The sequence below is a fragment of the Bradyrhizobium sp. 4 genome (assembly GCF_023100905.1).
Taxonomy (GTDB): Bacteria; Pseudomonadota; Alphaproteobacteria; order Rhizobiales; family Xanthobacteraceae; genus Bradyrhizobium.
The window spans coordinates 3,322,611-3,349,459 of record NZ_CP064686.1 but is presented as its reverse complement, the minus strand read 5'-3'; the positions used below and the strand labels follow the sequence as shown (position 1 = coordinate 3,349,459).

At 63.6% G+C, this 26,849-nt stretch carries 24 protein-coding genes; 5 read left to right on the top strand and 19 right to left on the bottom strand.

The annotated features are described in order from the left end of the window. Positions 1 to 216: 216 nt before the first annotated feature. The 5 genes from IVB45_RS15285 to IVB45_RS15265 form a co-directional block, all read right to left on the bottom strand. The gene (locus IVB45_RS15285) at positions 217 to 1,926 is read right to left on the bottom strand and encodes a response regulator (RefSeq protein WP_247286552.1); all 1,710 of its coding nucleotides are present in this window, start codon (positions 1,924 to 1,926) and stop codon (positions 217 to 219) included. Continuing rightward, the gene (locus IVB45_RS15280; RefSeq protein WP_247360494.1) at positions 1,923 to 3,437 is read right to left on the bottom strand and encodes an ATPase domain-containing protein; all 1,515 of its coding nucleotides are present in this window, start codon (positions 3,435 to 3,437) and stop codon (positions 1,923 to 1,925) included. The genes IVB45_RS15285 and IVB45_RS15280 overlap by 4 nt, the downstream gene beginning before the upstream one ends. A 244-nt stretch (positions 3,438 to 3,681) precedes the next feature. Next, complete coding sequence (locus IVB45_RS15275; RefSeq protein ID WP_247360493.1) at positions 3,682 to 5,379, bottom strand: GMC oxidoreductase; 1,698 nt, start codon at positions 5,377 to 5,379, stop codon at positions 3,682 to 3,684. A 423-nt stretch (positions 5,380 to 5,802) separates the two neighbouring features. Next, the gene (locus tag IVB45_RS15270) at positions 5,803 to 7,362 is read right to left on the bottom strand and encodes a carboxyl transferase domain-containing protein (protein ID WP_247360492.1); all 1,560 of its coding nucleotides are present in this window, start codon (positions 7,360 to 7,362) and stop codon (positions 5,803 to 5,805) included. Further along, positions 7,292 to 8,266, bottom strand: coding sequence for a helix-turn-helix domain-containing protein (locus IVB45_RS15265; protein ID WP_027569552.1), 975 nt, complete (start codon positions 8,264 to 8,266; stop codon positions 7,292 to 7,294). Before IVB45_RS15265 ends, IVB45_RS15270 begins: the two co-directional genes overlap by 71 nt. A 94-nt stretch (positions 8,267 to 8,360) precedes the next feature. Here IVB45_RS15265 and IVB45_RS15260 point away from each other — a divergent pair, with 94 nt between their 5' ends. The 4 genes from IVB45_RS15260 (at position 8,361) to glsA (ending at position 13,896) form a co-directional block, all read left to right on the top strand. Then, positions 8,361 to 8,582 (top strand): acetyl-CoA carboxylase biotin carboxyl carrier protein subunit, encoded by a 222-nt coding sequence (locus IVB45_RS15260; RefSeq protein ID WP_027569551.1) that lies wholly within the window; start codon positions 8,361 to 8,363, stop codon positions 8,580 to 8,582. A 166-nt stretch (positions 8,583 to 8,748) separates the two neighbouring features. After that, entirely contained in the window at positions 8,749 to 9,915 is a 1,167-nt protein-coding gene (locus IVB45_RS15255; protein ID WP_247360491.1) for a TAXI family TRAP transporter solute-binding subunit, read from the top strand. Positions 9,916 to 9,950: 35 nt separating this feature from the next. Beyond that, complete coding sequence (locus IVB45_RS15250; RefSeq protein WP_247360490.1) at positions 9,951 to 12,026, top strand: TRAP transporter permease; 2,076 nt, start codon at positions 9,951 to 9,953, stop codon at positions 12,024 to 12,026. A 22-nt stretch (positions 12,027 to 12,048) separates the two neighbouring features. Next, positions 12,049 to 13,896 (top strand): glutaminase A, encoded by a 1,848-nt coding sequence (glsA, locus tag IVB45_RS15245; RefSeq protein ID WP_247360489.1) that lies wholly within the window; start codon positions 12,049 to 12,051, stop codon positions 13,894 to 13,896. Positions 13,897 to 13,901: 5 nt separating this feature from the next. Here glsA and IVB45_RS15240 read toward each other — a convergent pair whose 3' ends face one another. Then, positions 13,902 to 14,204 carry a nucleoside triphosphate pyrophosphohydrolase family protein gene (locus tag IVB45_RS15240; RefSeq protein WP_026233761.1) on the bottom strand — a complete coding sequence of 101 codons (303 nt, stop codon included), beginning with the start codon at positions 14,202 to 14,204 and terminating at the stop codon, positions 13,902 to 13,904. A 26-nt stretch (positions 14,205 to 14,230) separates the two neighbouring features. Continuing rightward, the gene (locus IVB45_RS15235; protein ID WP_247360488.1) at positions 14,231 to 14,758 is read right to left on the bottom strand and encodes a carboxymuconolactone decarboxylase family protein; all 528 of its coding nucleotides are present in this window, start codon (positions 14,756 to 14,758) and stop codon (positions 14,231 to 14,233) included. Between IVB45_RS15235 and IVB45_RS15230 the strand changes: the two genes are divergently transcribed. Further along, on the top strand, positions 14,757 to 14,927 hold the full coding sequence (locus IVB45_RS15230) for a hypothetical protein (RefSeq protein ID WP_247286566.1): 171 nt from the start codon (positions 14,757 to 14,759) through the stop codon (positions 14,925 to 14,927). The genes IVB45_RS15235 and IVB45_RS15230 overlap by 2 nt on opposite strands. Before the next feature lie 380 nt (positions 14,928 to 15,307). Here the strand turns inward: IVB45_RS15230 and IVB45_RS15225 are convergent, their stop codons facing one another. The 12 genes from IVB45_RS15225 to ugpC all read right to left on the bottom strand — a co-directional run bounded on the left by IVB45_RS15225 (position 15,308) and on the right by ugpC (position 26,785). Then, entirely contained in the window at positions 15,308 to 15,667 is a 360-nt protein-coding gene (locus tag IVB45_RS15225) for an OB-fold domain-containing protein (protein ID WP_247286567.1), read from the bottom strand. Further along, complete coding sequence (locus IVB45_RS15220; RefSeq protein WP_247360487.1) at positions 15,664 to 16,800, bottom strand: thiolase family protein; 1,137 nt, start codon at positions 16,798 to 16,800, stop codon at positions 15,664 to 15,666. The genes IVB45_RS15225 and IVB45_RS15220 overlap by 4 nt, the downstream gene beginning before the upstream one ends. Beyond that, positions 16,797 to 18,020, bottom strand: coding sequence for a CoA transferase (locus tag IVB45_RS15215; RefSeq protein ID WP_247360486.1), 1,224 nt, complete (start codon positions 18,018 to 18,020; stop codon positions 16,797 to 16,799). Before IVB45_RS15215 ends, IVB45_RS15220 begins: the two co-directional genes overlap by 4 nt. Positions 18,021 to 18,141: 121 nt before the next feature. Beyond that, positions 18,142 to 18,348, bottom strand: coding sequence for a hypothetical protein (locus IVB45_RS15210; protein ID WP_027517389.1), 207 nt, complete (start codon positions 18,346 to 18,348; stop codon positions 18,142 to 18,144). A 128-nt stretch (positions 18,349 to 18,476) separates the two neighbouring features. Next, entirely contained in the window at positions 18,477 to 19,646 is a 1,170-nt protein-coding gene (locus tag IVB45_RS15205; RefSeq protein ID WP_027569542.1) for an acetyl-CoA acetyltransferase, read from the bottom strand. A 59-nt stretch (positions 19,647 to 19,705) separates the two neighbouring features. Continuing rightward, a complete protein-coding gene (eda, locus tag IVB45_RS15200; RefSeq protein WP_204510940.1) occupies positions 19,706 to 20,356 on the bottom strand; it encodes a bifunctional 4-hydroxy-2-oxoglutarate aldolase/2-dehydro-3-deoxy-phosphogluconate aldolase in 651 nt (216 codons plus the stop codon). A gap of 13 nt (positions 20,357 to 20,369) precedes the next feature. Then, a complete protein-coding gene (locus IVB45_RS15195) occupies positions 20,370 to 21,350 on the bottom strand; it encodes a sugar kinase (protein ID WP_247360484.1) in 981 nt (326 codons plus the stop codon). A gap of 23 nt (positions 21,351 to 21,373) precedes the next feature. Next, positions 21,374 to 22,360 (bottom strand): D-erythronate dehydrogenase, encoded by a 987-nt coding sequence (gene denD, locus IVB45_RS15190; RefSeq protein ID WP_247360482.1) that lies wholly within the window; start codon positions 22,358 to 22,360, stop codon positions 21,374 to 21,376. A gap of 79 nt (positions 22,361 to 22,439) precedes the next feature. Then, positions 22,440 to 23,315: a carbohydrate ABC transporter permease gene (locus IVB45_RS15185; RefSeq protein WP_007592322.1), complete on the bottom strand. Its 876-nt coding sequence runs from the start codon at positions 23,313 to 23,315 to the stop codon at positions 22,440 to 22,442. A 2-nt stretch (positions 23,316 to 23,317) separates the two neighbouring features. After that, a complete protein-coding gene (locus IVB45_RS15180) occupies positions 23,318 to 24,265 on the bottom strand; it encodes a sugar ABC transporter permease (RefSeq protein WP_247360480.1) in 948 nt (315 codons plus the stop codon). Positions 24,266 to 24,331: 66 nt separating this feature from the next. After that, positions 24,332 to 25,645, bottom strand: coding sequence for an ABC transporter substrate-binding protein (locus IVB45_RS15175; RefSeq protein ID WP_027517383.1), 1,314 nt, complete (start codon positions 25,643 to 25,645; stop codon positions 24,332 to 24,334). A gap of 78 nt (positions 25,646 to 25,723) precedes the next feature. After that, positions 25,724 to 26,785, bottom strand: a complete 1,062-nt coding sequence (gene ugpC / locus IVB45_RS15170) for a sn-glycerol-3-phosphate ABC transporter ATP-binding protein UgpC (RefSeq protein ID WP_007592328.1) — start codon at positions 26,783 to 26,785, stop codon at positions 25,724 to 25,726. Positions 26,786 to 26,849 lie beyond the last annotated feature (64 nt).

Genomic DNA, 26,849 nt, shown 5'->3' with positions numbered 1-26,849 from the left:
CCGAAAGTGGCTTCATTTGCGGGCCGATTTCTGCAGTCCTCATAGCCCAGACGTAGCGGCAGAGATGGACTACTCGCAGAGAACGAATCCGTGTCGTCGCAACTGAGACGCTACCGCATGTGCACGCCGCCCGGCGACGGGCGTCGACCGGCCGAGCGCGCAAACGCCCAGGGCCCCTCGAGCCATAAACCCGGGCAGTAATTGTTGCGCGCGTGGTCAGCCCCGAGTCGTCGCCAAACCCGCTCCTGTGGCTATCGCAAAGTCCGATTTTGCAGCACTGAGCGCTGCGGCGAGCTCGTCGATGTGGTAGGGCTTCGACAGGATCCGGATCCCGGCCATTTCGGCGTCGTGAACCGCGGCTTCGGCGTATCCGCTCGTCAGCAGGACCGGGATGTCGCTTCGCCTCCTCTTTATCTCGGACGCGAGTTCGACACCGTTCATGCCGCCCGGCATCATGATATCGGAAAACACCAGATCGACGGAGCGGCCGTCCGCTAGGGCACCGAGGGCCGCCGCAGCACTAGCCGCGCGCGTGACCTGGTAACCGAGTTGCGCAAGCATTTCGCTGACCAGCGCGGCGACCTCGTCGTCGTCTTCGACGAGGAGAACCCGGCCATGATTAGCCTTCTTGGGACGCGCCCTGTTCAGGTCGATGAGATGCCGTTCACCCGAAGGAATATTCCTGGATCGCGGCAAATAGAGCTCGATGCTGGTGCCCTCGTCGACGATCGATTTTATTCGAACCATCCCGCGTGACTGCGTCGCAAATCCGTGCACCTGCGCAAGCCCCAGGCCCGAGCCTTTCCCGACATCCTTGGTCGTGAAGAACGGTTCGAAGACCCGCGCCAGGATCTCGGGGCTCATCCCGACACCCCTGTCGACCACGGACAGGCGGACGTAATCGCCCGAAATTTCATCCTCGTCGAAGCCGGCCAGGTTCTCGCCACGAACAACGATCGTGCCGCCGTTCGGCATCGCATCGCGGGCGTTGACCGCCAGGTTGAGAATGACCAGTTCGAGCTCTCCCGGATCGACCTCCACCGGCCAAAGACCATCCGGAAAATCGAACTCGACGTGAACGTCGCCTCTCAGGCTCCGATCGAGCAGTTCGCGCATGCCGCCGATCTGCGATGCGATGTCGACGGCCTCGGGCCGGAGCTTCTGCCGCCGTGAAAAAGCCAGAAGCTGCCGGGTCAGGCCGGCACCGCGCTGCGCCGCCTGAACCATTCCCTGCAACAGCCGACGCCGCCGATCAGGATCTGTCTGCCGATCGAGCATGTCCAATCCACCGGAGATCACCATCAGCAGATTATTGAAGTCGTGAGCTACTCCGCCGGTCAATTGTCCGATGGCTTCGATCTTCTGGGCTTGACGAAGGGTCTCCTCGACCCGGGCGCGCTCTTCCATTTCGGCCCGCAGATGCTTATTGGCCTCCTCGAGAGCACGGGTGCGCTCGACCACGAGCTTCTCGAGCTCCTGGGCCGTCCGCTCGCGCGCCTGCAGCAAGGTTCGAATTTCATATTGCCGCCGGCGGGCCCGCATTGCGGATTGAATTGCGCTCGTCAGCGTGATCGGCTGAACCGGACGTTCAAGCAGCGAAACGTTGCGGAGTGTCTCGACGATGCTGCGGCGCCAAGCAACCACCGCCGGCTGCTCGCGGTGGCTGGTGAGAATGACAAAGGGCAGGTCGGACCAGGGCGGCTGCCGCTCGATCCAATGTGCCAGCGGCTGGGTATCCTTCCCGAACAAGCCCTCCTCGGCGAGAAGGACCGCGCCCACTCCCGCCGACATCTCGCTGACCAGTTCAGGCAGACCACGACAATTGATTGCGACGAGATTCGAATTGCGGAAAAGCTCGACCGATGCCGCCCCATCACGGCCGATCGGAGCAAACACGAGAACGCAATGATCGCGGTCCGCGCTCATTCCGCCGGCCCCTCCGGCATCTCCGTGCCCGTATAACGCGGATTTCCGGAGAAAATGCCGCTGAACTCGCTCAGCGGAGGACCTAGCGTGATGCCAGCGCGGCCAAGACGAAACTCGCGGATTGAGTTTTCATGATTGCCGCTGCGCTTCTTCACGACGGAGAGGGCACGCCGCACCGTTCCGCCGACCTCAAAATAGCGCAGCATGAGCACCGCATCACTCAAATAGCTGATATCGAGAGCCGTTTCCATCGGACCGACCAGCCCATGTTGAGCGAGGATCAGGACGGTCAGCACGCCTTTCTGCCCGAGATAGCTCAGGAGCTCATGCATCTGAAGGATGAGGAATCGCTCATCCGGCATCGCGTTGAGGTAACCGTTCAGACTGTCGATGATGACAATCCGGGCGTTATCCTTTTCGACGCTCTTTCGTACATTCGCGGCGAATTCCCCGGGGGACATCTCGGCGGGATCGATCTGTTGAAAGCGGATGAGTCCCGATTGCAGGTGCGTTTCAAGGGGCAGGCCAAGCGTCCGAGCCCGGGCTTCCACCGTGCCGCGACCTTCATCGAAGGCAAAGAACACCGCATGCTCACCACGGGCTGCCGCCGCGATCGCATAGGTCAGCGCGAGAGACGACTTGCCGACACCGGCGGCGCCCAAAAGAAGCGCACTGGTGCCGCGCTCGAGCCCTCCTCCCAGGAGCTGGTCGAGTTGCGCATTGCCGCTCGGCGTCAACTCACCGATGAACGATGCGTGATGTTCCCCCGCGACCAGCCGGGGGAATATCCGCACACCTCCTGCTTCAATGGTGAAATCGTGGAAGCCGCCGCGAAATCGAATGCCGCGCATCTTGATGACGCGCATCCGCCGGCGCTCTGCTCCATAATCAATGGCGAGCTGTTCGAGCATCACCACGCCATGCGCGATCGAATGGAGTTGTAAATCGTCCTGGGAGGACGAGAGGTCGTCGAGGAGGATGACCGTGCAATTGCGGTTGGTGAAGAAGTGCTTCAAGGCCAGGACCTGGCGTCGGTACCGCAGCGGGTTCTGCGCGAGGAGGCGCAGCTCGGACAGGCTGTCCAGCACCACGCGCGCGGGATTGATCCGTTCGACTTCCTTGAATATTAGGCCCGTCGTTTCGCTCAGCTCCATTTCAGCGGGATGGAAGACGGTGAGCTCCCGCTCGGGATCCAGCGTCGTCTCCGGCGGAACCAGTTCGAAGATGTCGACACCTTGCAGCGACCAGCCGTGCCGCTGCGCAACCAGCGTCAGCTCACGTTTGGTTTCCGACAAGGAGATATAGAGCACGCGTTCACCGCAGCGGACGCCCTCGAGAAGGAATTGAAGCGCCATCGTGGTCTTGCCCGAGCCGGGCCGACCCTCGTAGAGGTACATGCGATTGGGATCGAGCCCGCCACAGAGGATGTCGTCCAGACCGTCGCTGCCGGTCGAAATCCTGGGCAAGTCTTCGGGGTCGCTGGTTTGCGCCCCGCTCGAAGAATCGATCATTGAACCCCCTTAAGGTCTGTCGCCAAAAAGACGCGCTCAGGCCCGACACGGACCGCGCAGCCTAGCGCCCCGGTTCCAAGCCGAAAGGCGAGATTTGGCAAAGAAACGCCCGAGGCCGGTTCCCGGTTCCGCCAGCGGGCGCATGGGCCTCAGCCTGTCCCAGCGGAACAGTTTTGGCTGCATCATTTCAGCGTGCAAGGGCTCATTGACATGCTTCCCGGCGGACGGTGCAAACCGCCCCGGCTCAATGCATGATCGCGGCCGCGATCTTCTCCGCCGACATCAGGACCGGAAAATTGGTGTTGGCACACGGCACCACCGGGAAGATCGAGGCGTCGACGACGCGCAGGCCCTGCACGCCTTTGACGCGGCCCTCTGGATCGACGACCGCCATCGGATCGTCGGCCCGGCCCATGCGGCACGAGCAGGAGGCGTGCCACACGCCGATGGTCGCCTTGCGCACGAAGGCTTCCAGCGCCTCGTCGTCGTTGATGACGTCGTCGAAGGTGAAGCCCTCGACCACGAAATTGTCGATCATGTAGTGGCGCAGCGCCGCCGGCCCGTCCATCAGGGCCGCGGCGATTTTTGTCAGTATCCGGTTCCTGGTGTTGACCACGCCGATCTTGCGTACGCGGTCGGTATAGGAGGCCGGGAATGGCTTGTCCGTCACGGCCCTGACGACGTCGCTCATCTGCACGGCCGCCATCTTGCGGAAACCGCTCATCAGGCGATCGAGGTCGCGCCGGTCGGACAACAGGTTGAACTCGACGATCGGCTCGGCTGCCGGGTCGCGCGAGGCAAGCTTGACCTGTCCTGTCTCGGAATAGGTCTTGTTGACGAACGTCAGCAGCGATCCGATCTGCTCACCGACGGCGTGCCAGGCTGATTTGCTGAGCAGGACGACGAACATGTCGCCTTTCGGCACGCCTTCGAGCCCGGACGAATAACGCAGGCCAAGCTGCATGTGGCGCCTGGTGTGCTCGTTCATCCGCGCTCCGCGGCGGACAAAGGACGACAGCGAGATCGAGGGATGATCCATCAGGCGCTGGCCGACGCCCTGTAGCCCCATCAGCACGGGAATGCCCATGTCCTTGAGGTGTCCGACTGGGCCGATGCCGGCGCGCAACAGATGCGCCGGCGAATGGATGGCGCCGCTGGAGAGAATGATCTCGCGGCCGCGGAATTCCTGCTCCCGTCCGTCGACCACGGCCTTCACGCCGACGCATCGCGTGCCTTCGAACAGCAGCTCTCTGACCTGCGTGTTGGTGGAGATCGTCAGATTGGCGCGCTTGCGCGTATCACGATCGAGATAGCCCATGGCGGCCGAGACGCGTTGCTCGGCCTGGTTCGAGTGCGTCACCGGGAAAAACCCGTCGACGAACTCGCCGTTCTGGTCGGCTAAGTATTGGTGGCCGGCCTGTTGGAAGGCATCGGCGAACGCCTGAGAATGTCGCGTCCAGTGCTCCCGCGGGATCCGGCGAACCGGGATCCGGCCGTCCTTGCCATGATACGGACCGTCGAAATCGAGGTCGCGCTCGACCTTTTTGAAGAAGGGCAGCACGTCGCTCCAGCTCCACCCCGCAGCGCCGCGCGCTTCCCATTCGTCGTAGTCGGTCGGCGCGCCGCGGTTGGCCATCTGGCCGTTGATCGAGGAGCCACCGCCGAGTACGCGCGCCTGTTCGTATTTGCGTAAGGGCGGACGTCCTTCGTCCGGATTGTTGTGACTGACGATCTGGGTCGTGACCTTGAGCTCGGTCCAGTGGAAGCGCGGATCGAAATAGGCCGTACCCGGATAGCTGTCCCTGATCTCGGCCGGCTCGTCGCCGGGCGGTGTGTCCTGTCCAGCCTCGCAGAGCAGGACCTTGTTGGCGCTCCTCGCGGAGAGCCGGTGGGCCAGCACGGACCCCGCCGAGCCGCCGCCCACGATAATGAAGTCGTACACGATTGGCGCTTCCTCTTGTTCTTGCCCGGGAAGCGTAGCGCGTAATTGTTTTGAGGTCACGTCATCGCTGCCGCGACAAAGCGCGAGCAGAGATGCCGGCGACCCCGAAGGCACGGCCTAGCGGCAGGCATCCGCCGCCCGGTCAGCAGGTGATGAGGTAGCGAACCCCGGAGGCTTTAAGGCTTCCTCACGAAGCCCGCGCGCAACCGCTCGGCAAACCAGACTACAAAAATTGAAGCAAACGACAGACAGAAAAATATGGCCGTCCAAAGCAGCGCGTTACCCGCATTTGTCATGACGTCTCTCCCTCGTTTCAAACGAGACGCTTGCAGACAATCGGACGCGTGGCGTTGCGATAGATCAATTTTGCTCAATTGGCATTGGGCAGAGGTCGGCATCAGCGGCTCGCAGTGACGGCTGAAACTACGGCCTGATCGAAAAATTCCCCGGCGGCCCCGGCTTTCGCAATGGCTCCGCCAGCCGCGCGAACTCGCACAGCAGCGACCGCGTCTTCCTGGGATCGATGATCTCCTCCACCCAGAACTTTTCGGCGGAGCGGAACGGCGAGCGCAGCTTGTTGAGGCGGTCCTCGATCTCTTTCAGTTTCTCCGCCTTGTCCTCAGCCGCGTCGATGTCCGCACGGTAGGCGGCTTCGATGCCGCCTTCGAGCGGGAGCGAGCCCCAATAGGCCGACGGCCAGGCGTAGCGGATCGAGAATCGGTCGGCGGGCTGATGCACCACGCCGGCGACGCCGAAGGCATTGCGCAGGATCACCGTGCACCAGGGCACCGTGGTCTGGTTGACCGCGGCCATGGCGCGAACGCCATGGCGGATGGTGCCCGCCTTCTCCGCATCGAGCCCGATCATGAAGCCGGGGCAGTCCATGAGATAGACGATCGGCAAATGGAAGGTCTCTGCGAAGTCGACCCAGCGCACCACCTTCTGGCAGGCATCCGCCGTCCAGGAGCCGCCATAGTGAAAGCTGTCGCTGGCGAGTACCATCACCGCCCTGCCCTCGAGCCGCGCGAGGCCGACGATGATCGGCTTGCCGAAATTCTTGCCGACCTCGAAAAACGAACCTTTGTCCACGACCTGTTCGACGATCGGCCGTATCTTGTAGACCTGCTTGCGGTTGCGCGGGACCGCGCTCATCAGCGCCTCTTCGGTGCGCTCCGGATTGTCGGTGCAGGGCAAGGTCGGCGGCAGCCCGTCAACCGACGACGGCAGATAGGACAGGAATCGCCGCGCGCAGGCAAAGGCCTCCTCCTCGGTGTCGACGGCATGATCGACCGCGCCGGCGCGGGTCTGGATGTCGGCGCCGCCGAGCTCTTCCTTCGAGAGGTCCTGCCCCAGCGCCTTCACCACCGGCGGACCTGCGACGAACATCGCGGACTTCCGGGTCATGATGGAATAGTGGCTGGCGGCAAGACGCGCGGCACCGAGCCCTGCGACCGAGCCGAGGCCGAGCGCGACCACGGGCACGCGCGACAAGTTCTCCGTTGTGAAGCGATACCAGCGTGTGCCGCCGATGCCACCCGGCAAGTTCGCCGCGCCCTTGGTCTCGATGGTCTTGACCGAGCCGCCGCCGCCGGAGCCTTCGATGATGCGGACGATGGGCAGGCGGAGATCATGCGCCATCTCCTCCGCCATCAGCGGCTTTGCGGAGATGGAAGCGTCCGCCGAGCCGCCGCGCACGGTGAAGTCGTCGCCGACCACGACGACGGTGCGGCCTTCGACGCGGGCACGGCCGAACACGCAGTTCGCCGGCGTCAATTTCTGCAACTCGCCGCTGGAATCGTACTCGCCGACGCCGGAGACGGCACCGATTTCGTGAAAGCTGCCTTTGTCGGTCAGTCTGTCGATACGTTCCCGAACAGTCAGTCGGCCCTGGTCATGCTGACGCTTGACCTTGTCAACGCCGCCCATCTCCCGCGCGAAGGCTTCGCGCCGGGCGAGCTCGTCGAGTTCCGACTTCCAGTTCATTCACTCCCTCCGAATTGATCGGCTTGTTATTGTTGTGCACGGCCATGGCGACCGGTTTGCGCGGGATGCGGGCGTTGAATACGTCGCCCTCCGCGCCGTCCATCAGGCTGCCGAGCGAGCGGCCGAGCGCGACCATCAACGGGGCGACTTCGGCATGCAGACGCTGCTCGTTATACATCGACGACAGAAGACCGATCGTGATCACCACAAACGTCTGATACTGCGGCGACCAGATCGGCACCGCGAGCCCGTTGATGTGCGGGCTCCACAAGCCGCAGGCCACGACATAGCCGCGCTCATGCAGCGACTGCCGGTTGGCCTCGATGCGGGGCCGCAGGATTTTCGCAGCCTCGGGAGCTTCCCGCTCCATGTCCGCGAGGAAGGCATCGCCGACCTCGGGCGCCAATGCCGCGGTGTAGGCTGCGCCCGCAGCAGTGGAGGCCATCGAGATGCGGCTGCCGGTGCCCTCGTGCAGGCCGAGTGCCGAGGCCGAGCGCGCAAACTGGAGATAGACCAGATGGAAGCGATCGGGGACCACGAAACCAACCGTGCCGGGCAGTTGCTCGGCGACTTCCTGAAGCCGCTGGCGAATCATGCTGCGCAGCTGCGCGCCCTTCATCATCGAGGCGCTCATCGCCACCGCGCTCGGCCCGATGCGATATTTCTGATCGCGCGGCAGATAGACCAGCTGACCCATTCGCGTCAGCGTGTGCGTGAGCCGCGACACGGTCGAGCGCGGCAGGCCGCAGCGGTTTGAAATTTCGAGATTGCCGAGCCTGCTATCGTGGCCCTCGAAGCATCGCAACACGTCGAACGCGCGCGACACCACTTGGATGACATCACCCTCACCGGCATCGCCGGCGAGCGCACCTTGTCTACTCAACCGCTCTGAACGTCGTCCCATGATCCCTACCGCTTGTTCCGCTGTGCGGAATTAAATTCCGCTTGCAGAAGAAACTACCTCAGGCATTTTGCGACCACAAGAAGAAGGCGATGGCATGCCAGAGATTAAGATCGTCACGGAGATCGCGGGTCGCATCTGCTCAACTCCCGTGCAAGTTGGAGGAACCGTTGCGGATGGTGATGAGATTGTGCTGGTCGAAGCGATGAAGATGGAGATACCTGTGCTTTCTCCTGTGAGCGGCGAGATCACATCTATCCTGGTGAAGATCGACGACGTCGTTGCCGAGGGACAGGCGATCGCGATCGTTGCGAACTGACTGCATTCTCCGTCTTTTCCGCGACAATCTGTCAGCCTCATTGCTGCGTTCGCGGTACGGCGTTGCCATTGCTTGATCGCGATGACATGATCCGTTTCAAACAAAACCTGTTTCAAACAAAGAAAGAAAATCGTCGCGGCAAACGCGAGGATCATTGGAGGGAAACATGCTTCGTGGGCTGATCGTGCTCGCGCCTGCCTTGGTGGCGGGCCTTTCTTTTGCGTCTACACGCTATGCATTCGCCGAAGACATCAAGCTACCGGCGACATTGACGTTCACCGCCTATGACACCGGCACCGCCGGCTTCAACATCGCGGTCGGCGTCGGCAAGATGATGAAGGACAAACATTCGACCGACGTGCGCGTGCTCCCCGCAGGCAACGACGTCGCGCGTCTGGCGCCGCTGCGCGCCAAGCGTGCGGTCTCCGCGGCGATGGGATCGGGGACCTATTTCGCGCAGGAAGGCGTGTTCGAGTTCGGCTCCAGGGAGTGGGGCCCGCAACCGCTCCAGATCCTGCTCTCATCCGTCGACTGCAATTGCGGCACGCTCGGCGTGGCTGCGGATACAGGCGTGAAGGAGCTGAAGGATCTCAAGGGCAAGCGCGTCGGATTCGTCGTCGGCTCGCCGGCGCTGAACCAGAACTCGCTCGCGGTGCTCGCCTTCGCCGGCCTGACGCAGAAGGACGTCAGGGTCGTCGAGTTCGCAAGCTACGGCGCGATGTGGAAGGGCCTGATCAACAACGACACCGACGCGGCCTTCGGCACCACCATCACCGGCCCCGCCAAGGAAGCCGAGACCTCGCCGCGCGGCCTGATCTGGCCGCCGCTGCCCGCCAAGGACAAGGAAGGCTGGGCGCGGATGCAGAAGGTCGGCTCATTCTTTTTCCCGCAGACCGCGACCTGCGGCGCCGGCATCTCGCCGGACAAACCGATCGAGCTCGGTAACTACCCCTACCCGATTTTCGTCGCCTACGCCTCGCAAGCCCCCGACCAGGTCTATGCGATCACCAAAGCCATGATCGTGAACTACGATTCCTACAAGGACGCCGCGCCCGGCGCCGGCGGGCTTGCGGCCGATCGCCAGACCAAGAACTGGGTGGTGCCGGTGCATCCCGGCGCGGTAAAGGCGCTGAAGGAAGCCGGGCAATGGAGCGACGCGCAGGACGCTCACAACAACAGACTGATCAAGCGCCAGGAGGTGCTTGGCGCAGCGTGGACCGACTACGGAAAGTCCAACCCGCCTGCGGATGACAAGGCGTTCCTCGACGGCTGGATGAAGGCGCGTGCCACAGCCCTTGCGAAGACCGACATGCCGAACGGGTTCGAGGATTAGTTCTCAGCGTTTATTGCCCACGCGCGGGGTCGATCATGTCGTCTGCTTCAGTCTCTACCGCCGCGCAGGACGAGGCCAAGCGGATCGTGTTCGACGATCCGCATGGCGCCGCCGGCAACATGCAGGAAGCGGAGGTCACGCGCGTCCGAAGCTTGCCCGGCGCGTGGCGCTGGATGCTCGTCGTCGCGACCGCCGCGACCGTCCTGCTCTGCATCAACCAGCAATTCTCGCTGCGCTTCTTCGTCGGCTACACCCAGCTCAACACGGAGTACTTCTATCTCCTGATCGCCCTGATGCTGCCGTTCACGTTCCTGATCTTCCCGGGGACCGCACGCGCGCCGCTCGACCGCATTCCCTGGTATGATCTCCTCTGCTTCGTCGTGACTTTTGCCGCAGCGCTTGTGTTGATGTCGAACGTGCGCAAGGCCGCGGAGGCCGGCTGGGAATTCGGCGGCGCGCCGAACAGCGTGACAGCCGCGGGTCTCGTGATGTGGGTGATGCTGATGGAGGCGCTGCGCCGGACCGGCGGCTGGAGCCTGCTACTGAGCGTGCTCCCCTTCACCGTCTATCCGCTGTTCGCAGAATCCAGCTGGCTCGGGCCGTTCCGCGGCACGCAGTCGACGCTGGAGCAAGCGACCGCCTATCACGTGCTGTCGGGCGAAAGCCTGCTCGGCATTCCCATCCAGGCGTTTGCCGACACCGTGATCGGCTTCCTGGTGTTTGGCACCGCGCTGATGATGACCGGCGCCGGAAAGTTCTTCATCAATCTCGCCTTCGCGCTGTGCGGCACCTTCCGCGGCGGCGCGGCAAAGGTCTGCATCTTCGCTAGCGGCCTGCTCGGCATGATGTCGGGCTCGATCATCTCCAACGTGCTCACCGCCGGCACCATGACCATTCCGGTGATGAAGAAGAGCGGCTTTCGCGCATCTTATGCCGGCGCGATCGAGGCCTGTGCCTCGACCGGCGCGGTGCTGGCGCCGCCGGTGATGGGCGCGACCGCCTTCGTGATCGCGCAATTCCTCAATGTCAGCTACGCCGATGTCGCGATCGCCGCCACCATTCCGGCCGCGCTCTATTACATCGGTCTGTTCATGCAGGTCGATTCTTACGCCGCACGACACGGGCTGAAGGGTATTCCGCGCGCGGAGCTGCCGCGGGTCATGGATACGATCCGGGACGGCTGGTACTACGTCTTCGTGATCGCGCTGCTGATCGTCATGCTGCTCTACTTCAAGCGCGAGAGCCATGCGCCATTCTACGCCACAGCACTGCTTCTGGTCCTCAACCAGTTGTTCTCGAAGGACACGCGCTGGACTGTGGCGACCATCGGCAAATTCCTCGAGGTCAACGGGCGCACCTTCGTCGAGCTTGTCGGCATCCTCGCGGGCTGCGGCCTACTGATCGGCGCCTTCTCGATGACCGGCGTGGTGTCGAGCCTCGCCAACGATCTGCTGCGCATTGCCGGTGACAATCCGTTCCTGCTGCTCGGCATGTGCGCCCTCACCAGCCTGATCCTCGGCCTCGGGTTGACCACGACGGCCTGTTACATCTTCCTCGCCATCCTGGTCGCACCGGCGCTGGAGAAGCTCGGGCTGAACAAGATGGCCGTGCACATGTTCATCTTCTACTGGGGCATGTTGTCGTCGATCACCCCGCCAGTTGCGATCGCGTCATTCGCGGCCGCAGGTATTGCCGGCTCGCCGGCGATGAAGACGGGCTGGGAATCGATGTGGGTCGGCAGCATCATCTATTTCATCCCGTTCTTCTTCGTGCTCAATCCGGCGCTGGTGCTGCAGGGACCGAGCCCCTATCTCGCCGGTCTCGGGCTGATGGCGCTCGCGGCGTTCGGCACGCTGTTCATCTGCGGCGGCATCCAGGGCTACCAGCCCTTCGTCGGCGATCTCCGCAGCGCCGGTGCCCTGGAATGGCCGATCCGCGTGCTGCTGGTGATCGGCGGGTTTGTGGTGGCCACCCCCGGCGGCGGCATCATGCCGCTGTCGCAGATGCAGGTGACGCTGCTCGGCCTCGCCATCCTCGTCCCCACGGTTTTGCTCGCCCTGCTGCTGGTCCGGCGGCAGACCATGGTGCCGAACGGGTTGCGCGTGCCCTGATTGCGTTGCACAAAGAGAGGCGATGAAACCGCTTTCGCCTCTCGCCACCGCATGGACCCGTTCGAAGCCGCCTTTGCTGCGGTTTCTGGACAATTGCCTCAACGAATTCTCGGCGGAGACCTCGGGCGCCGTCGCCGACTACATTCCCGAGCTCGGCAAGGCCGATCCTGCTTGTTTCGGCATCAGCCTCGCGACCCTGGACGGTCATGTCTACGAGGTCGGCGACTCCAGGGTACCCTTCACCATCCAGTCGATGTCAAAGCCGTTCGTGTTCGCACTGGCGCTGGACCTGCTCGGCGCAAACAGGGTCGAGAGCGCGATCGGCGTCGAGCCCTCCGGCGATCCTTTCAACTCGATCCGGCTCAACTCGGACAACCATCCGTTCAACCCGATGGTCAATGCCGGCGCGATCGCCTGCACCGGGCTGATCCACGACAGCAAGGGTCGGGACGCTTTCGAGCACATTCGCCTCGCGCTCGGTCGTTTTGCCGGCCGCGACCTCGCCGTCGACGAGGCCGTCTACGCTTCCGAAAGCCAGACCGGCGACCGCAATCGCGCCATCGGCTATCTCCTCAAGACCAATGCGGTGATCTCGGACGATGTCGCCGCCGTGCTCGACGTCTATTTCCGGCAATGCGCGGTACTGGTCACCGCGCGCGACATCGCGGTGATGGCGGCAACGCTCGCCAACCGCGGCGTCAACCCGGTTACCGGCGAGCAGGTGCTGACGCCTTACGCGATCTCGCGCACGCTCTCGGTGATGACGTCGTCGGGCATGTACGACTATGCCGGCGAATGGATCTACCGGATCGGCATCCCCGCCAAGAGTGGCGTCGGCGGCGGAATTCTCGCCGCCCTCCCCGCTCGCCTCGGGCTCGGCAGCTATTCGCCAAGACTCGACAAGCACGGCAACAGCGTGCGCGGCATCAAGGTGTGCGAGGCGCTGTCCTCGCATTACGATTTGCACATGCTCAACCGGAGCGACGACGCGCGCAACGCCGTCATCGCCGATTACGACATCGGCAAGAGTCCGTCGCGGCGCGTGCGCCGCCCGCAGGAGCGCGATATTCTCGCAGCCCACGAGCAGGAGGTGCGGATCATCGAGCTGGTCGGCACGCTGTCGCTGTCGGCGGTCGACTATGTCTCGCGCCGGCTTGCGGGGCGGCCGCGGCCGCAATTCGTGATCTGCGATCTCCACCGCGTCACCTCCACCACACGCGCCGGAGCGCGGTTGGTGGCCGAGGCGTTCGAGGAACTCGCGGTGCTGAATGTGACCGTCGTGCTGTCAGGCGTCAGGCGTGCCTCCAAGGAATGGGACAGCCTGCGGGAATGGACCGCCGAGCTCAAGAACGTCCGCGACTTCTATTTGCTCGACACCGCGATCGAATGGGCCGAAGACCAGATCATCTATCGGTACGGAGGCTCGATCGATTTCCACGAGACCACCGAACTTGCCGAGCAGCCGCTGCTGGCCGGCATGAGCGAGGAAGAGCTGACCGACCTCGCCTCGATCTGCACGATCCGGACCTATCAGTCTGGCGCGAAAATCCTCACCACGGGCGCCGCAGCCGATTCCCTTTTCTTCCTGCGCAGCGGCGCGGTGCATGTCACCCTGCCCGACGGAGTACGGCTCGCAACACTCACCGCCGGCATGGCGTTCGGCGAGATGGCGCTGATCGAGACCACTCGCTCCGCCGACGTGTTCGCGGATATGGCGGCGACCGCGTTCGAGGCGCCTCTGAAAGCGTTCGAACGCTTCCGCAAGCAGCACCCGCACGCCAGCGAACGCATCATGCGCAATCTTGCGCAGCTTCTCGCCGACCGCCTGATCGTCGCCAACGCCAGGGTGGATATCCTGACGTCGACCTGAGCGGCCTAGCGGCTCGCCGCCTCGCTGATCCGCCGCTTGATCTTTGCGGCACTGGTCTTGAGCAGCTCGGATGGCTGCTGGCCGGTCGCCACGCACAGGCATGCCCAGTAATAGATGACATCACCCAGCTCTTCGACGAGGCCCGCCTGGTCGAGCCAGTCATCGCGGAGCAGCTTCTTGATGTGGTCGGCGACTTCGCCGGATTCGCCGGCGAGGCCGAGCCCTAGATAGGACAGCCGTTCGTTGGACGGACGCTCATCGACTTTCGCAATCGTTGCAGCCCAGGCGGCATATTCATCGATCGTCATGAGCGTCCCTCACAGCAATTGCTCGATCAGCCTACCACTTCGGTGACCGGCTGAAGGTCGATCTCAAAGGTCTCCAGAAACTTTGACGTCATGATGTAGAATCCGACCGAGAGCTGCAGCTCGACGAGCGCGGCTGGCGTCAACTTCGCCGCGATCGCCTTGAAGATCGCATCCGTCGGCTTGTTCAGCTTCACGATCTCGTCGGTGAACGCGAGCGCGGCGCGTTGCGTCTCGTCGAAACAGCTCGCGGTCTGCCAGTTCTCGAGCGCCTCATTCTGCTCGTCGGTGACGCCGACATTCTTGCCGATACGCTTGTGCGCGACGATCTCATACGGCGCCTCGCACAGGATGCCAGTGCGAGTGATCGCGAGCTCGCGCACGATCGGATCGAGTTCGCCCTTGTGGCGGATGGCACCGCCGAGGCGGCAGTATTGCTCAAAGTAGCTCGGCGAATGCGACATCATGCGGAAGATGTTGGCATTGCGATTCTTGTCGAGGATTTCGCGGGTGCGGTCGGATGCTTGGGATGGGTCGCTGTAGTTGATACGGGCCATGATTTTCCTGAAGTTTTTCCCTAAGCCTTTGATGCTTTTTGTCGTTAGCGGCGAAAGTTCCACGAAACTGTATTCTTGCGCGTCCGCAGGAGCAACAACATCGAGTCAAAATGCCGCCGCATTGCTGAACGACCTTGGTACAGTCGATATTCGCCGCGTGGGGACTTGATCGCGGCGGATACTCGCAAGGGGTGTTCCGAGTAAAAACAATTGGCCGTTGGGCGCTAACCGCGCATCGATGAGTCACGCCCAAGTCTAGGGAGAATACGGCATGAAGGAAGCCACCAAGGGGGCGGCCTCGGAAGCGTTCGCGCATATGCTGGCGGTGATGGCGATGCTCGTCATCGCCAGCATCCTGTTCTACGGGCGCTAGTTAAGAGTCGGGTGAGTGCTTTCGTCATTCCGGGGTGGCCCTCGCACAGGCCAGGCCCAGAATTCCCGTTCCAGGCTCGGTCTCTCAGGACCGCCCCCGAATGACGGATCCCACCGCTTGCGTTGCTGCAGTAGCCCAGATGGAGCGCAGCGCAATCAGGGCTACATCCAATTTCACTATCCGTCTTTGGCGAAGAACGGCACCAGCTTGCCGGCGAACCGTTTGAAGCTCGCGCTGACCTCATCGCCGATGGCGAGATCATTCTCACCATGCGCCATCATGCGAAAACCCTCGGCGCAATCGACCAGCAGGATGTTGTAAGGCACGTGCGCGCGCGTCTCGGGCGTGGCGGCGCGGCAGACCAGCGACGTCGCGTAGACCCTGCCCTTGCCGCTGGCGCGCTGCTCGCGCGAATCGGACGCGCCGCAGGCCGCGCAGAAGGCGCGACGAAAATACTGCACATGGCCGCATGCGGTGCAGGTCTGATAAATGACGGCCTGTTCGCCCTTGGTCCAGTCGGCTAGACGCTCGCTCATCGCACCCGCTCCAGGAACATGCTGACGTGAGACGACAGCACGCCGCCGTCGCCGTGCAGCAGCGCGATCGAGGCGTCGCGCACCTGACGATTCGCCGCTCGCCCCGTCATCTGCAGATGCGTTTCCACCAGATGCGCCATGGCGCCACCGACGCCGCAATGACCGTAGCTGAGCAGGCCGCCATGGGTGTTCAGCGGCATCGCGCCGTCGCGGCTGAAATGGCCGGCGCGCACGCGTGCGGCTGCCTCGCCCCGGCCAGCAAGGCCAAGGTCTTCCAGCAGCATCGCGAGCGTGATCGTAAAGCTGTCGTAGATCGCCGCGTAGCGCACGTGGGAAATCGCGAGGCCGGTGGCCTCCCTGGCGCGGGCGACGGAGATCTCGGCGCCGAGTTCGCTTAGGGCGGGCGCTGCAGTGACGTGCTGATGGGTATGAGCCTGGGCACAGCCGCGAATGCGCACGCCGGCCTCTCCGGTCCGCTCGCGGCTGATGACGAAGGCGGCGCCGCCGTCGGACACCGGGCAGCAATCGAGCAGCTTCAGCGGCATCGCCACCGGCTTCGAGGCCATGACGTCGCCAACAGTGATGGAATCGCGGAATTGCGCACCGGGATGGGTGCAGGCGTGGGCGCGCATCAGCACGGCGAATTCGGCGAGATCTTCTTCCGTCACGCCGTATTCGTGCATGTATCTGTTGGCGACCAGACCGTAGTAGGCGGGAATGGTCGGGCCGAGCGGCACCTCGTAGTCGGGATGGCCGACCTGCGCCAACGCCTGGATCGAGGCATCGCGGCTCTGTCCGGTGAGACGGTTCTCACCGGCGACCACGAGCACGTTGCGGGCGACTGCAGCCTCGACGAGGTGATGCGCCAGCATGGTCATCGCGAGGCCGGTCGCGCCCCCGACCTGGACGGCGTGGGCGTAACTGGGACGGATGCCGAAATGCTCGGCAAAGACGGTCGCCAGCATGATGTGCGGCGAGACGGTGGAGTAGCCACAGAGGATGCCGTCGATGTCGGCGCGCTCGAGCCCGGCGTCGTCGAGCGCGGCCTGCGCGGCCCTGCTCATCAGGTCGAGCGAGGACGAACCTTCGTGCTTGCCGAAAGGCGTGAGGCCGACACCGGTGATGAAGCTCACGGACGCACCTGTGCATCGTCATTACGGGGCGGCGAACGGGTGACGCCATCGCGGACCATGGCGTCGATCTCGTCCGCGGAGTAGCCGACCTCACGGAGGATTTCCGCGCCGTGCTCGTTCAGCTGCGGCGCGAGCCGCACCGGTTCGGCTTCGGTCTCCGACCAGGTCGCCGTCACCCTCATACTCCGGATCGGCCCTTCAGTTGGATGGTTCACCACCGGGAAAAAGCCGGTCGCCTCCAGATGCTCATCGTGCAGCATCGACGCGAGATCGTGCATCGGCATCACAGGCACGTCGGCCTTGGTGAGCAGGTCGATCCATTCCGTTGTGGAACGCGTCTCGAAGATGCGCGCGAGCTCGGCGTAGACCACGTCGATATTGGCGGCGCGGCCGGCGAATGTCGCGAACATCGCGTCGGCCCGCAGATCGTCGCGTCCCGTCGCCTTGAAGAAGTTCTCCCACTGCTTGTCGTTGTAGACGATGACGCTGAGATAGCCGTCCGACGTCTTGTAGGGCCGGCGGTCGCGCGAGAGATGGCGGGCGTAACCGCCTTTGTCCAGCGGGGGCTCGTAGGTGAGCCCGCCCATGTGGTCGCCCATGACGAAGCCGGCCATGGTCTCGAACATCGGGATGTCGACGCGCTGACCGCGTCCGGTGCGGTCGCGGTGCACGAGGCTGGCGCAGATCGCGCCGACGGCGGTAAGGCCGACAATGCGATCGACCAGTGCGTTCGGCACATAGCGCGGCACGCCGTCACCGGTCTGCGCCATCAGAGCCGGCAGCGCGGTGGCGCCCTGGATCAGATCGTCATAGGCGGGTTTTGCAGCATACGGCCCGTCCTGGCCGAAGCCGAACACGCCGGCATAGACCAAACGCGGATTGATCTTGGCAACAACGTCATAGCCCAGTTGAAGCCGCGCCATTGCCTGCGGGCGGACGTTGTAGACGAGAACGTCGGCATCTTTCAGCAAGCGCAGCACGGCCCCGCGGCCGGCGGGTTTCTTCAGGTCGAGGCAGATCGAGCGCTTGCTGCGGTTGGTGTTGAGGAACACCGGGCCCATGCCGGCGTGCCGCATCGGACCGATCAGGCGGGTGACGTCGCCGTCCAGAGATTCCACCTTGATGACGTCTGCGCCGTAGTCGCCGAGCATCTGGGTCGCATAGGGACCCATCAGCACGGTGGTCATGTCGACGACCTTGATGCCCTTCAGCGGTCCCATCGTTCGCTCCCGATTGCGCGGGCTCAGATGAGCCCTGCGATTTCGGTCCAGCTAACGGCAGCGGCGTCGCGTGCGCAAGGGCGACCGGCGTATGGCCGCATGCGCCGGCGGCGAAGGGCCGCTATTTCTTCTGACGGGATTCGCGAATCTTGAGGAGACGGTCGAGCTCCTCATTCTGCTGGTTGATGCGGTCCGCGATCCGCGACTCGTTCTGCTCACCCGAGGCGGCCGCGGCCTGCTCGATGAGCTGGCGGATATTGTCCTCGAGAATCGCGATGCGATCGTTGAGTGCGTCCATCGACAGCGAATCTTCGTAGTCATTGCTCATGATGCATGTCCCGCGAATCAATCAGTGCCGTAGGGTGGGCAAAGTGAAGCGTGCCCACCATGATCTAGCGCAAACAAGATGGTGGGCACGGCGCTTGCGCGCCTTTGCGCACCCTACGAGATCGGGGCTTACTTCAACGGCTCCAGCACGGAGACGTAGTTGGCGACCGCCGCACCACCCATGTTGAAGATGCCGCCGAGCTTTGCATTCTTGAGCTGCATGCCCTCCGGCGCTTGCCCGGCGAGCTGCATCGCGGTCATCACGTGCATGGAGACGCCGGTGGCGCCGATCGGATGGCCCTTGGCCTTCAGGCCGCCGGACGGATTGACCGGCAGCTTGCCGTCCTTGAGCGTCCAACCTTCCTTGATGGCACGGGCGCCCTGCCCCCTCGGCGTCAGGCCCATCGCTTCGTACTCGATCAGCTCGGCGACGGTGAAGCAGTCATGGGTCTCGACGAAGGAAAGATCGGACAGTGTAACGCCCGCCTTCTCCAGCGCGCGCTGCCAGGCGACCGTGCAGCCCTCGAACTGGAGGATGTCGCGCTTGGACATCGGCAGGAAATCCTGGGCGTGCGCGGTGGCGCGGAAGCCGATCGACTTGCTCATGCCCTTGGCGGTTTCCGCGTCGGCCAGCACCAGGGCAGCGGCACCGTCTGAGACCAGCGAGCAGTCGGTGCGCTTCAGGGGGCCGGCAACGTAGGGGTTCTTCTCGCTCTCGGCGCGGCAGAACTCGAAGCCAAAGTCCTTGCGCATCTGGGCGAAGGGATTGGCGACGCCGTTCTTGTGGTTCTTGGCCGCGATCAGCGCCAGTGCATCGGACTGGTCGCCGTATTTCTGGAAATAGGAGCTGGCGATCTTGCCGAACACGCCGGCGAAGCCGCCGACGGTGTCGCCGTCCTCAGGCAGATAGGACGCCTTGAGCAGGTTCTTGCCGATCTCCGGCCCCGGCGTGCGCGTCATCTGTTCGACCCCGACGACGAGGACAATCCTGGCCGCGCCGGCCGCGATCGCGCGCACGCCCTGATGGACGGCGGCGGAGCCGGTGGCGCAGGCGTTCTCGACCCGGGTCGCCGGCTTGAAGCGCAGCTTCGGGTCGGCCTGGAGCACCAGCGAGGCGGTAAAATCCTGGGGCGAGAAGCCGGCGTTGAAATGGCCGAGCACGATCTCGTCGACATCGCCAGCCGAAATGCCGGCATCCGCCAGCGCCTCATTGGCGACCTTCACCACGAGGCTTTCCACGGTCTCGGTGTCGAACTTGCCGAACGGCGTATGCGCCCATCCGACGATGCTGGCGGTCATGGTCTATCTCCCTGGCGGTCTCTTGCTGACCTAAGTCTTAGCCCAGGGATGGCAAGACTTCACGCGGGTTTAAGGGCCTGGAGGGTGCGCTGGCAGATGGCAGTTATGCCGGCCCAGTTCCCGGCCCTGATCTCCGCCGTCGGGCACAGCCAGGAACCGCCGACCGCGACCACATTGGGCTCCGCGAGCCAGGTCGCCGCATTGGCCTCGCCGACCCCCCCGGTCGGGCAGAACCGCACGTTCGGGAACGGCCCACCCAGCGAACGCAGCCCCTTGATGCCGCCGGCCTGCTCGGCCGGGAAAAATTTTGCAATGTCGAAGCCGTAGGATAGCGCCATCATCAGTTCGGACGCCGTGGCGATACCCGGCGCAAACGGCAAGGAGCTATGGGTGGCGGCCTTCAACAGGTCCGGGGTCAAGCCCGGGCTGATGCCGAAGGCGACGCCGAGCTTCTCGACACGCGTAAAGTCAGCCGGATTGAGAATCGTGCCGATGCCGACCACCGCCTCGGGCACCTCGGCCATCATCGCCCTCGCAGCCTCGATCGCAACAGGGGTACGCATGGTCACCTCCAGCGTACGGACGCCGCCGGCCACCAGCGCACGCGCCAGCGGCACAGCATCCTGGATACGCTCGATGGTGAGGACGGGAATGACGGTCGCGGCCTTGAACAGCGCGGCGAGGTGGTTCTGCTGGGCAGTGGTGGTCATCTTGGCTTTCGTTTCACTTGGTCGCTTGACGCGTCGTCGCCGGCCGGTGCCGTTTCTTCGGCGGCATGGCATAACCCGGAATGATGGCGCCGGAATAGCAGATCACGAGGCTGGCGAGGCGGTGCCCGGCCTGGGCGGCGTCGACCGGGTCGGAACCGGCGAGCCGCGCCGCGATATAGGCCGCCGCAAAGCTGTCGCCGGCCGCGGTGGTGTCGACCACGGGTTTGGTCATGGGCTCGGCGCGGACCTCGTAGGGGCCCCCGGGAAAGCGCAGCAGGCTGACCGGCTCGGCGAGCCGGAACACCAGCTCGGGGGTCGGGATGCGCGCCATCAACTGCTCGTGGCTTTCGCCGGGATAGAGAGCGAGCAGATCCTCGGTCGAGGTCAGCACGATGTCGGCAGCCGCGAAGGCGGCTGAAAACACCTCGCGCGCGACGTCGCGATCCGGCCATCCCCGCGCGCGGAAATTGGTGTCGAACACGAAGCGGGTGCCGAGCAGGCGCGCGCGCTTGATCGCCGCGAACAGACGCTCGCGCCCGGCCGCGTCGTAGATCGAGAGCGTGATGGCAGAGAGATAGATGATGTCGTAGCTCATCAGGGAGTTGAGGAGATCGTCCGTCTCCGGCAGATTCATCAGCTGGCGCGCCGCCGCACTGTCGCGCCAGTGGAAGAACTGGCGCTCGCCCTTCGCGTCCAGCTGGATCATGTAGAGGCCGGGCAGCTTGCCCGGCAGCCGCGCGACGCGCCTCGTGCCGACGCCCTCCGCAGTCCAGGCTGCGATCATCTCATCGCTCAGGGCATCGTCGCCAAGCGCCGTGAGATAGTCGACCTTAACCTCGAGCCGCGCGAGGTACACGGCCGTGTTGAGAGTGTCGCCGCCGAATCCACGCGAGTAGAGGCCCCCGCCCTGCACGCTGGAATGTCCGGCGGATTGTCCACCCTGGGCCTGCCGGAGCTCGACCATGCATTCGCCGATGCAAGCAACGCTCGCCATCACTTTACCCGCTCAGTCAGAGATCACGCGACGAAATTGCCGCCGAGCTCGTCTTCGATGTGAATGCGGATGATGTCGTCGAAAGTCTTTTCGGCGGTGGTGAAGCCGAGTTCGAGCGACCGCTTTGCATTGAAGTTGCGCGGCCAGCCACCGACGATGCCGACGATGAAGGGATCGGGCTCCCGCTTGATGCGGGCGGCGACCTTGTCGCCGGCGACGCGTTTCAGCGCAGCGATCTGCTCGCCAACCGTCGCCGACAGGCCCGGCATGGTCAAATTGCGGCGCGGCCCCACCGCGGCGAGGTCCATGGTGCCCGCATGCAGCAGGAAGCCGACGGCGGAGCGCGGCGTGGCATGCCAATGGCGGACGTCCTCGGACACCGGAAGGACCGCTTCCTTGCCGGCCAGCGGCTCCCGCAGGATGTTGGAGAAGAAGCCCGATGCCGCCTTGTTGGGCAGGCCGGGCCGAATGCAGATGGTCGGCAGGCGGATGCCGATGCCATCGAGGAAGCCGCGGCGGGAATAGTCGGCCAGCAGCAATTCGCCGATCGCCTTCTGCGTACCGTAGCTCAGAAGCGGCGTGTGGAAGAACTCGTCGCCGATCGCATCGGGGAACGGCGCGCCGAACACCGCAATCGAGGACGTGAAGACCACGCGCGGCTTGTAGCCGCCGCCTGCGACCCTGACGGCATCGAGCAGCATCCGCGTGCCGTCGAGATTGATGCGGTAGCCCTTGTCGAAATCGAGCTCGGCTTCGCCCGAGACGATCGCGGCGAGATGAAAGATCACGTCCGGACGGCCGGCGATCAGCTTTTCGGCCGCACCCGGGACGGCAAAATCGCTCGACACGGTCTCGACGGCAAAACCGGCCTTTTCCGGCGTCTTCGGCTCGACCACGTCATGCATGGTCAGCTTGGTGATGTCGCTCTTGCCGAGCCGGCCGTCGCGCAACAGCCGTTCACACAATTTGCGGCCAACCATGCCGGCGGCGCCCAGAACCAGAATGTGCAAGAGCCTACTCCTTCTTATTGGCCGGAACGCGCCGCCCTTGGCGATTCGTCCCGGTGCGCTCTCAAGGCAGGCCCCGCGATCATTCCTTCACGGCGCCGGTCATCGCCGACACATAATACTCCACGAAGAAGGAATAAAGGATAACTACGGGAACCGAGCCGGTCAGAGCCGCCGCCATCAGCGCACCCCAATGATAGACGTCGCCATTGACGAGCTCGGTGATCGCGCCGACGGGGATCGTCTTGTTCTCGGACGAGGAGATGAAGGTCAGCGCGTAGATGAACTCGTTCCAGGACAACGTGAAGGCGAAGATGCCCGCCGAGATCACGCCCGGCAGCGAAAGCGGCAGCGTGATCTTCATCAGAATCTGCAGCCTCGTCGCCCCGTCGATCAGCGCACACTCCTCCAGCTCATAGGGGATGGTGCGGAAATAGCCCATCAGGAGCCAGGTGCAGAACGGGATCAGGAAGGTCGGATAGGTCAGGATCAGCGCCAGATTGCCGTCGAACAGGCCGAGCTGAAACACGATCGCCGCCAGCGGAATGAACAGGATCGAGGGCGGCACAAGATAGCCGAGGAAGATCGCAAGGCCGACATAGCGCGAGCCCTTGTAGCGAAGGCGTTCGATCGCATAGGCGGCGCAGACGCTGGCGAACAGCGAAATGAAGGTCGAGGACACCGAGACGATCACGGTGTTCCACATCCAGAGCGGATAGTCGGTGTCGAAGAACAGCTTCTTGATGTGCTCCAGCGTCGGATGCACGATCCAGAACGGATTGTACTTTTCGTAGTCGTACATTTCCGCGTCCGGCTTGAACGTCGCGACCGCCATCCAGTAGAACGGGAACAGCAGGAAGAAGATGATCAGGCCGAGCGGAAGGTAGACCCGAAAAAACTTCCGCGGGAAGCTCTCGAGGTAGTCCATTCCGACGCTTTGGTCGTCTGCCGTGGTCATGGTCAGTCCCTCCCGCCCTGCTGCCAGCGGGAACGCTGAAGCCCAAAGAAGCTGAGCAGGATCGCCGCGACCAGGAACGGAATCATCGCGTTCGAGATCGCCGCGCCCTCGCCCAGATTGCCGCCGGTGATGGCACGCTGGAACGACAGCGTCGCCATCAGATGGGTGGAGTTGATCGGCCCGCCCCGCGTGATGGTGTAGATGAGCTGGAAGTCGGTGAAGGTCATCAGCACCGAGAACGTCATCACGACCGCGATGATCGGCGACAGCATCGGCAGCGTGATGTGGCGGAAGCGCTGCAGATTGGTGGCGCCGTCGAGATTGGCGGCCTCATAGAGCGAGGGCGAGATGGTCTGTAATCCCGCCAGCAGCGTGATCGCCACGAAGGGCACGCCGCGCCAGATATTGGCGGCGACGACCGACCAGCGCGCATTCCAGGGATCGCCGAGGAAGTCGATATAGCGTGTTATCAAGCCGGCCTTGATCAACACCCAGGAGATGATCGAGAACTGGCTGTCATAGATCCACCAGAACGCGATCGCAGAGAGCACCGTCGGCACGACGAAGGGCAACAGGACGATGGCGCGGACCATCGACTTCATCGGCAGCCGTTCGTTGAGCAGCAGCGCCAAATAGAGGCCGATGGCGAATTTCACCGCGCTGGCGGCGACCGTGTAGAAGATGGTGTTGAACACCGAAAGCCAGAACACCGAGTCCTTCGCCAGCGAGACGAAATTCTGGAAGCCGATGTAGCGCCCGGCGCCACCGATCTTGGTGTCGGTCATGCCGAGCCAGAAGCCCAGCGCCAGCGGGTAAGCCAGAAACAGGATGAGGATGGCGATCGCCGGCACCATGAACATCGCGCCGAGGAAATTCCGGCTCTCGAATGCTCTGGTCCACAAGCTGCTGCGCTTGACCTGCGCGGCAACGGACTCGGCCATAACTGCCATGTCGGATTCCCCTCGACGAAAAGTCGCGGCGTCCGGCGAACCGGACGCCGCGTAGATTGGAGCTGATCAGACCTGGTAGTAGCGCTTGGCGCGCTCGGCTGCGCGTGCGGCTGCCGCCTTCGGCGTCACGGAGCCTGACGCGGCTTCGGCGAACATGTCGACGACGACGAAGTCGCCCATCACGGCGGCCGAGGCATAGCCGAGATCGCCGGCATAGCCGTTGTCGCGGCAGCGCTTCAGGCAGTCGCGATACGGCGTGATCTTCGGATCCGACGTCCACACCGGGTTGTCGTTGTAGGCCGGAAGCGGCGGCGACACGTAGCCGTTGGAGGAGACCTCCCAGGCGTCGTAGTTCGCCTTGTCCATCATGAACTTGATGTATTCCTTGACGGCCTTCGGATACTTCGAGTGCTTGTAACCATAATAGACGAGCACGTTCTGCTGCTCGGTCGACACGCCCACGGGACCGATCGGCATCGGCGCGTGGTTCATGTCCTTGGCGATTTCCTGCTGCTTCGGATCGGTCGAGTTCTTTCCGACGGTCCAGATCGAGATGCCGTTCAGCGTCAGGCTGAGCTCGCCGTTGAGGAACGCCTTGTTGTTGTTCGAGTCATTCCACGACAGCACGCCGGGGATGAAGGTCTCGTAGAGCTGCTTGACGTATTCGAGCGCGGCGATCGTCTCCGGCGAGTCGATCACGACCTCGTTCTTGTCGTTGACGACCTTGCCGCCGAAGGCCCACAGCGCCCACTGGCACCAGCCGTTGGCGTCGCCCGTGGCGTGGCCGAGCGCGAAGCCGGCCGGCGTGTTGTTCTTCTTCAGCGCCTGGCAGAGCTTGAGGAAGCCGGCAGTGTCCTTGGGGAATTCATCGAAGCCGGCGGCCTTCACGTGGCTGACGCGGTAGTTCAGGCAGCCGCCGGTCGCGCCCTGCGGAATGGCGATCCAGCTGTTGCCCTTCTTGCCGTAGCGCTCGGCAACCGGGTACCAGCCACCATACTGCGCGCCGAGATAGTCGGCGACGTCAGTCATGTCGATCAGCTTTTCCGGGAATTTGTGGGGATCATCGAGCGTTCCGATGATCAGGTCAGGACCGGCGCCGACATTGGCGGCGACCGCGGCTTTGGGACGGATGTCCTCCCAGCTCTCGGCCTCGAGCTTGATCTTGACGCCGGTCTTCTCGGAGAACGCCTTGGTCTGCTCGGCAAATTTGTCGAACTCGGCCTGAATGAACTGCTTCCAGCGCAGCACGCGGATGGAGGCGTTCGGCTCGGGCGTGTTGGTCCACTCCGCCGCGCGCACCGGGACGATACCCGGGCCGGCCAGCAGGGCCGCGCCGCCCAGACCGACTTTAAGCACACTTCGCCTGTCGAAATCGCTCATCGTTCTCTCCCTAAATTTTATATTTGTATTGGGTCGTCTTGTATTGGGCAGTTCTGCTTGGGCAGTTCTTTGGCGTCGCTACACGCGTTTGCCCGTCGCCTCGTCGAACAGATGAATCACGGAGGGATCGGGCTTCAGCTTGACCTTGTCACCCGGATTGAACTGGTGACGTTCGCGGAAGACCGCGACGACCTGCTCACCGCCGAGCTTCGCAAACACCTGCGTTTCCGAGCCGGTCGGTTCGACCACCACGATCTCGGCATCGGCACCGTCGTCAGCGATGGTGAAATGCTCGGGACGCACGCCGTAAACGACAGGACGCCCGTCGGATGCCGCCGGCGCGTTCCTGAGCGGCAGCTTGACGCCATTCGGCCCCTCGAAGGTCGCAACGCCGTTAACGCGCACATGACCTTTCAGGAAGTTCATGGACGGCGAGCCGATAAAGCCGGCGACGAACTGGTTCTCGGGCTTGTCGTAGAGCTCGAGCGGCGTACCCATCTGCTCGACGATGCCATCGTGCATAACGACGATCTTGTCGGCCATGGTCATGGCCTCGATCTGATCGTGGGTGACGTAGACCGTCGTGGTCTTCAGCCGCTGGTGCAGCTCCTTGATCTCGGTGCGCATCGCGACGCGCAGCTTGGCGTCGAGGTTCGACAAGGGCTCGTCGAACAGGAACACCTGCGGATCGCGCACGATGGCGCGGCCCATGGCGACGCGCTGGCGCTGCCCGCCGGAGAGCTGGCGGGGATAGCGTTCGAGCAGCGGCGACAGCGCAAGGATCTCGGCGGCGCGCTTGACGCGTTTGTTGATCTCTTCGGTGCTCTCGCCCCGCAGCTTCATCGAGAAGCCCATGTTCTCGCCGACCGTCATATGCGGATAGAGCGCGTAGTTCTGGAACACCATCGCAATGTCCCGCTCCTTGGGCTGGACATTGTTGACGACCCGGTCGCCGATCGAGATCGTGCCTGAGGTGATGTTCTCGAGACCGGCGAGCATGCGCAGAAGCGTCGACTTGCCGCAGCCGGAGGGACCAACCAGGACGACGAACTGGCCGTCCTCGATCGGAATCGAAACGCCGTGCAGGACTTCAAAATTGCCGAACGATTTCCGCACGTCGCGGATTTGCACAGACGACATCTAGCTCCCTCCTCGAAAGTCCACGACGCATCTCGCGCCGCGACCGTCTTGTTTTTTCAGACTT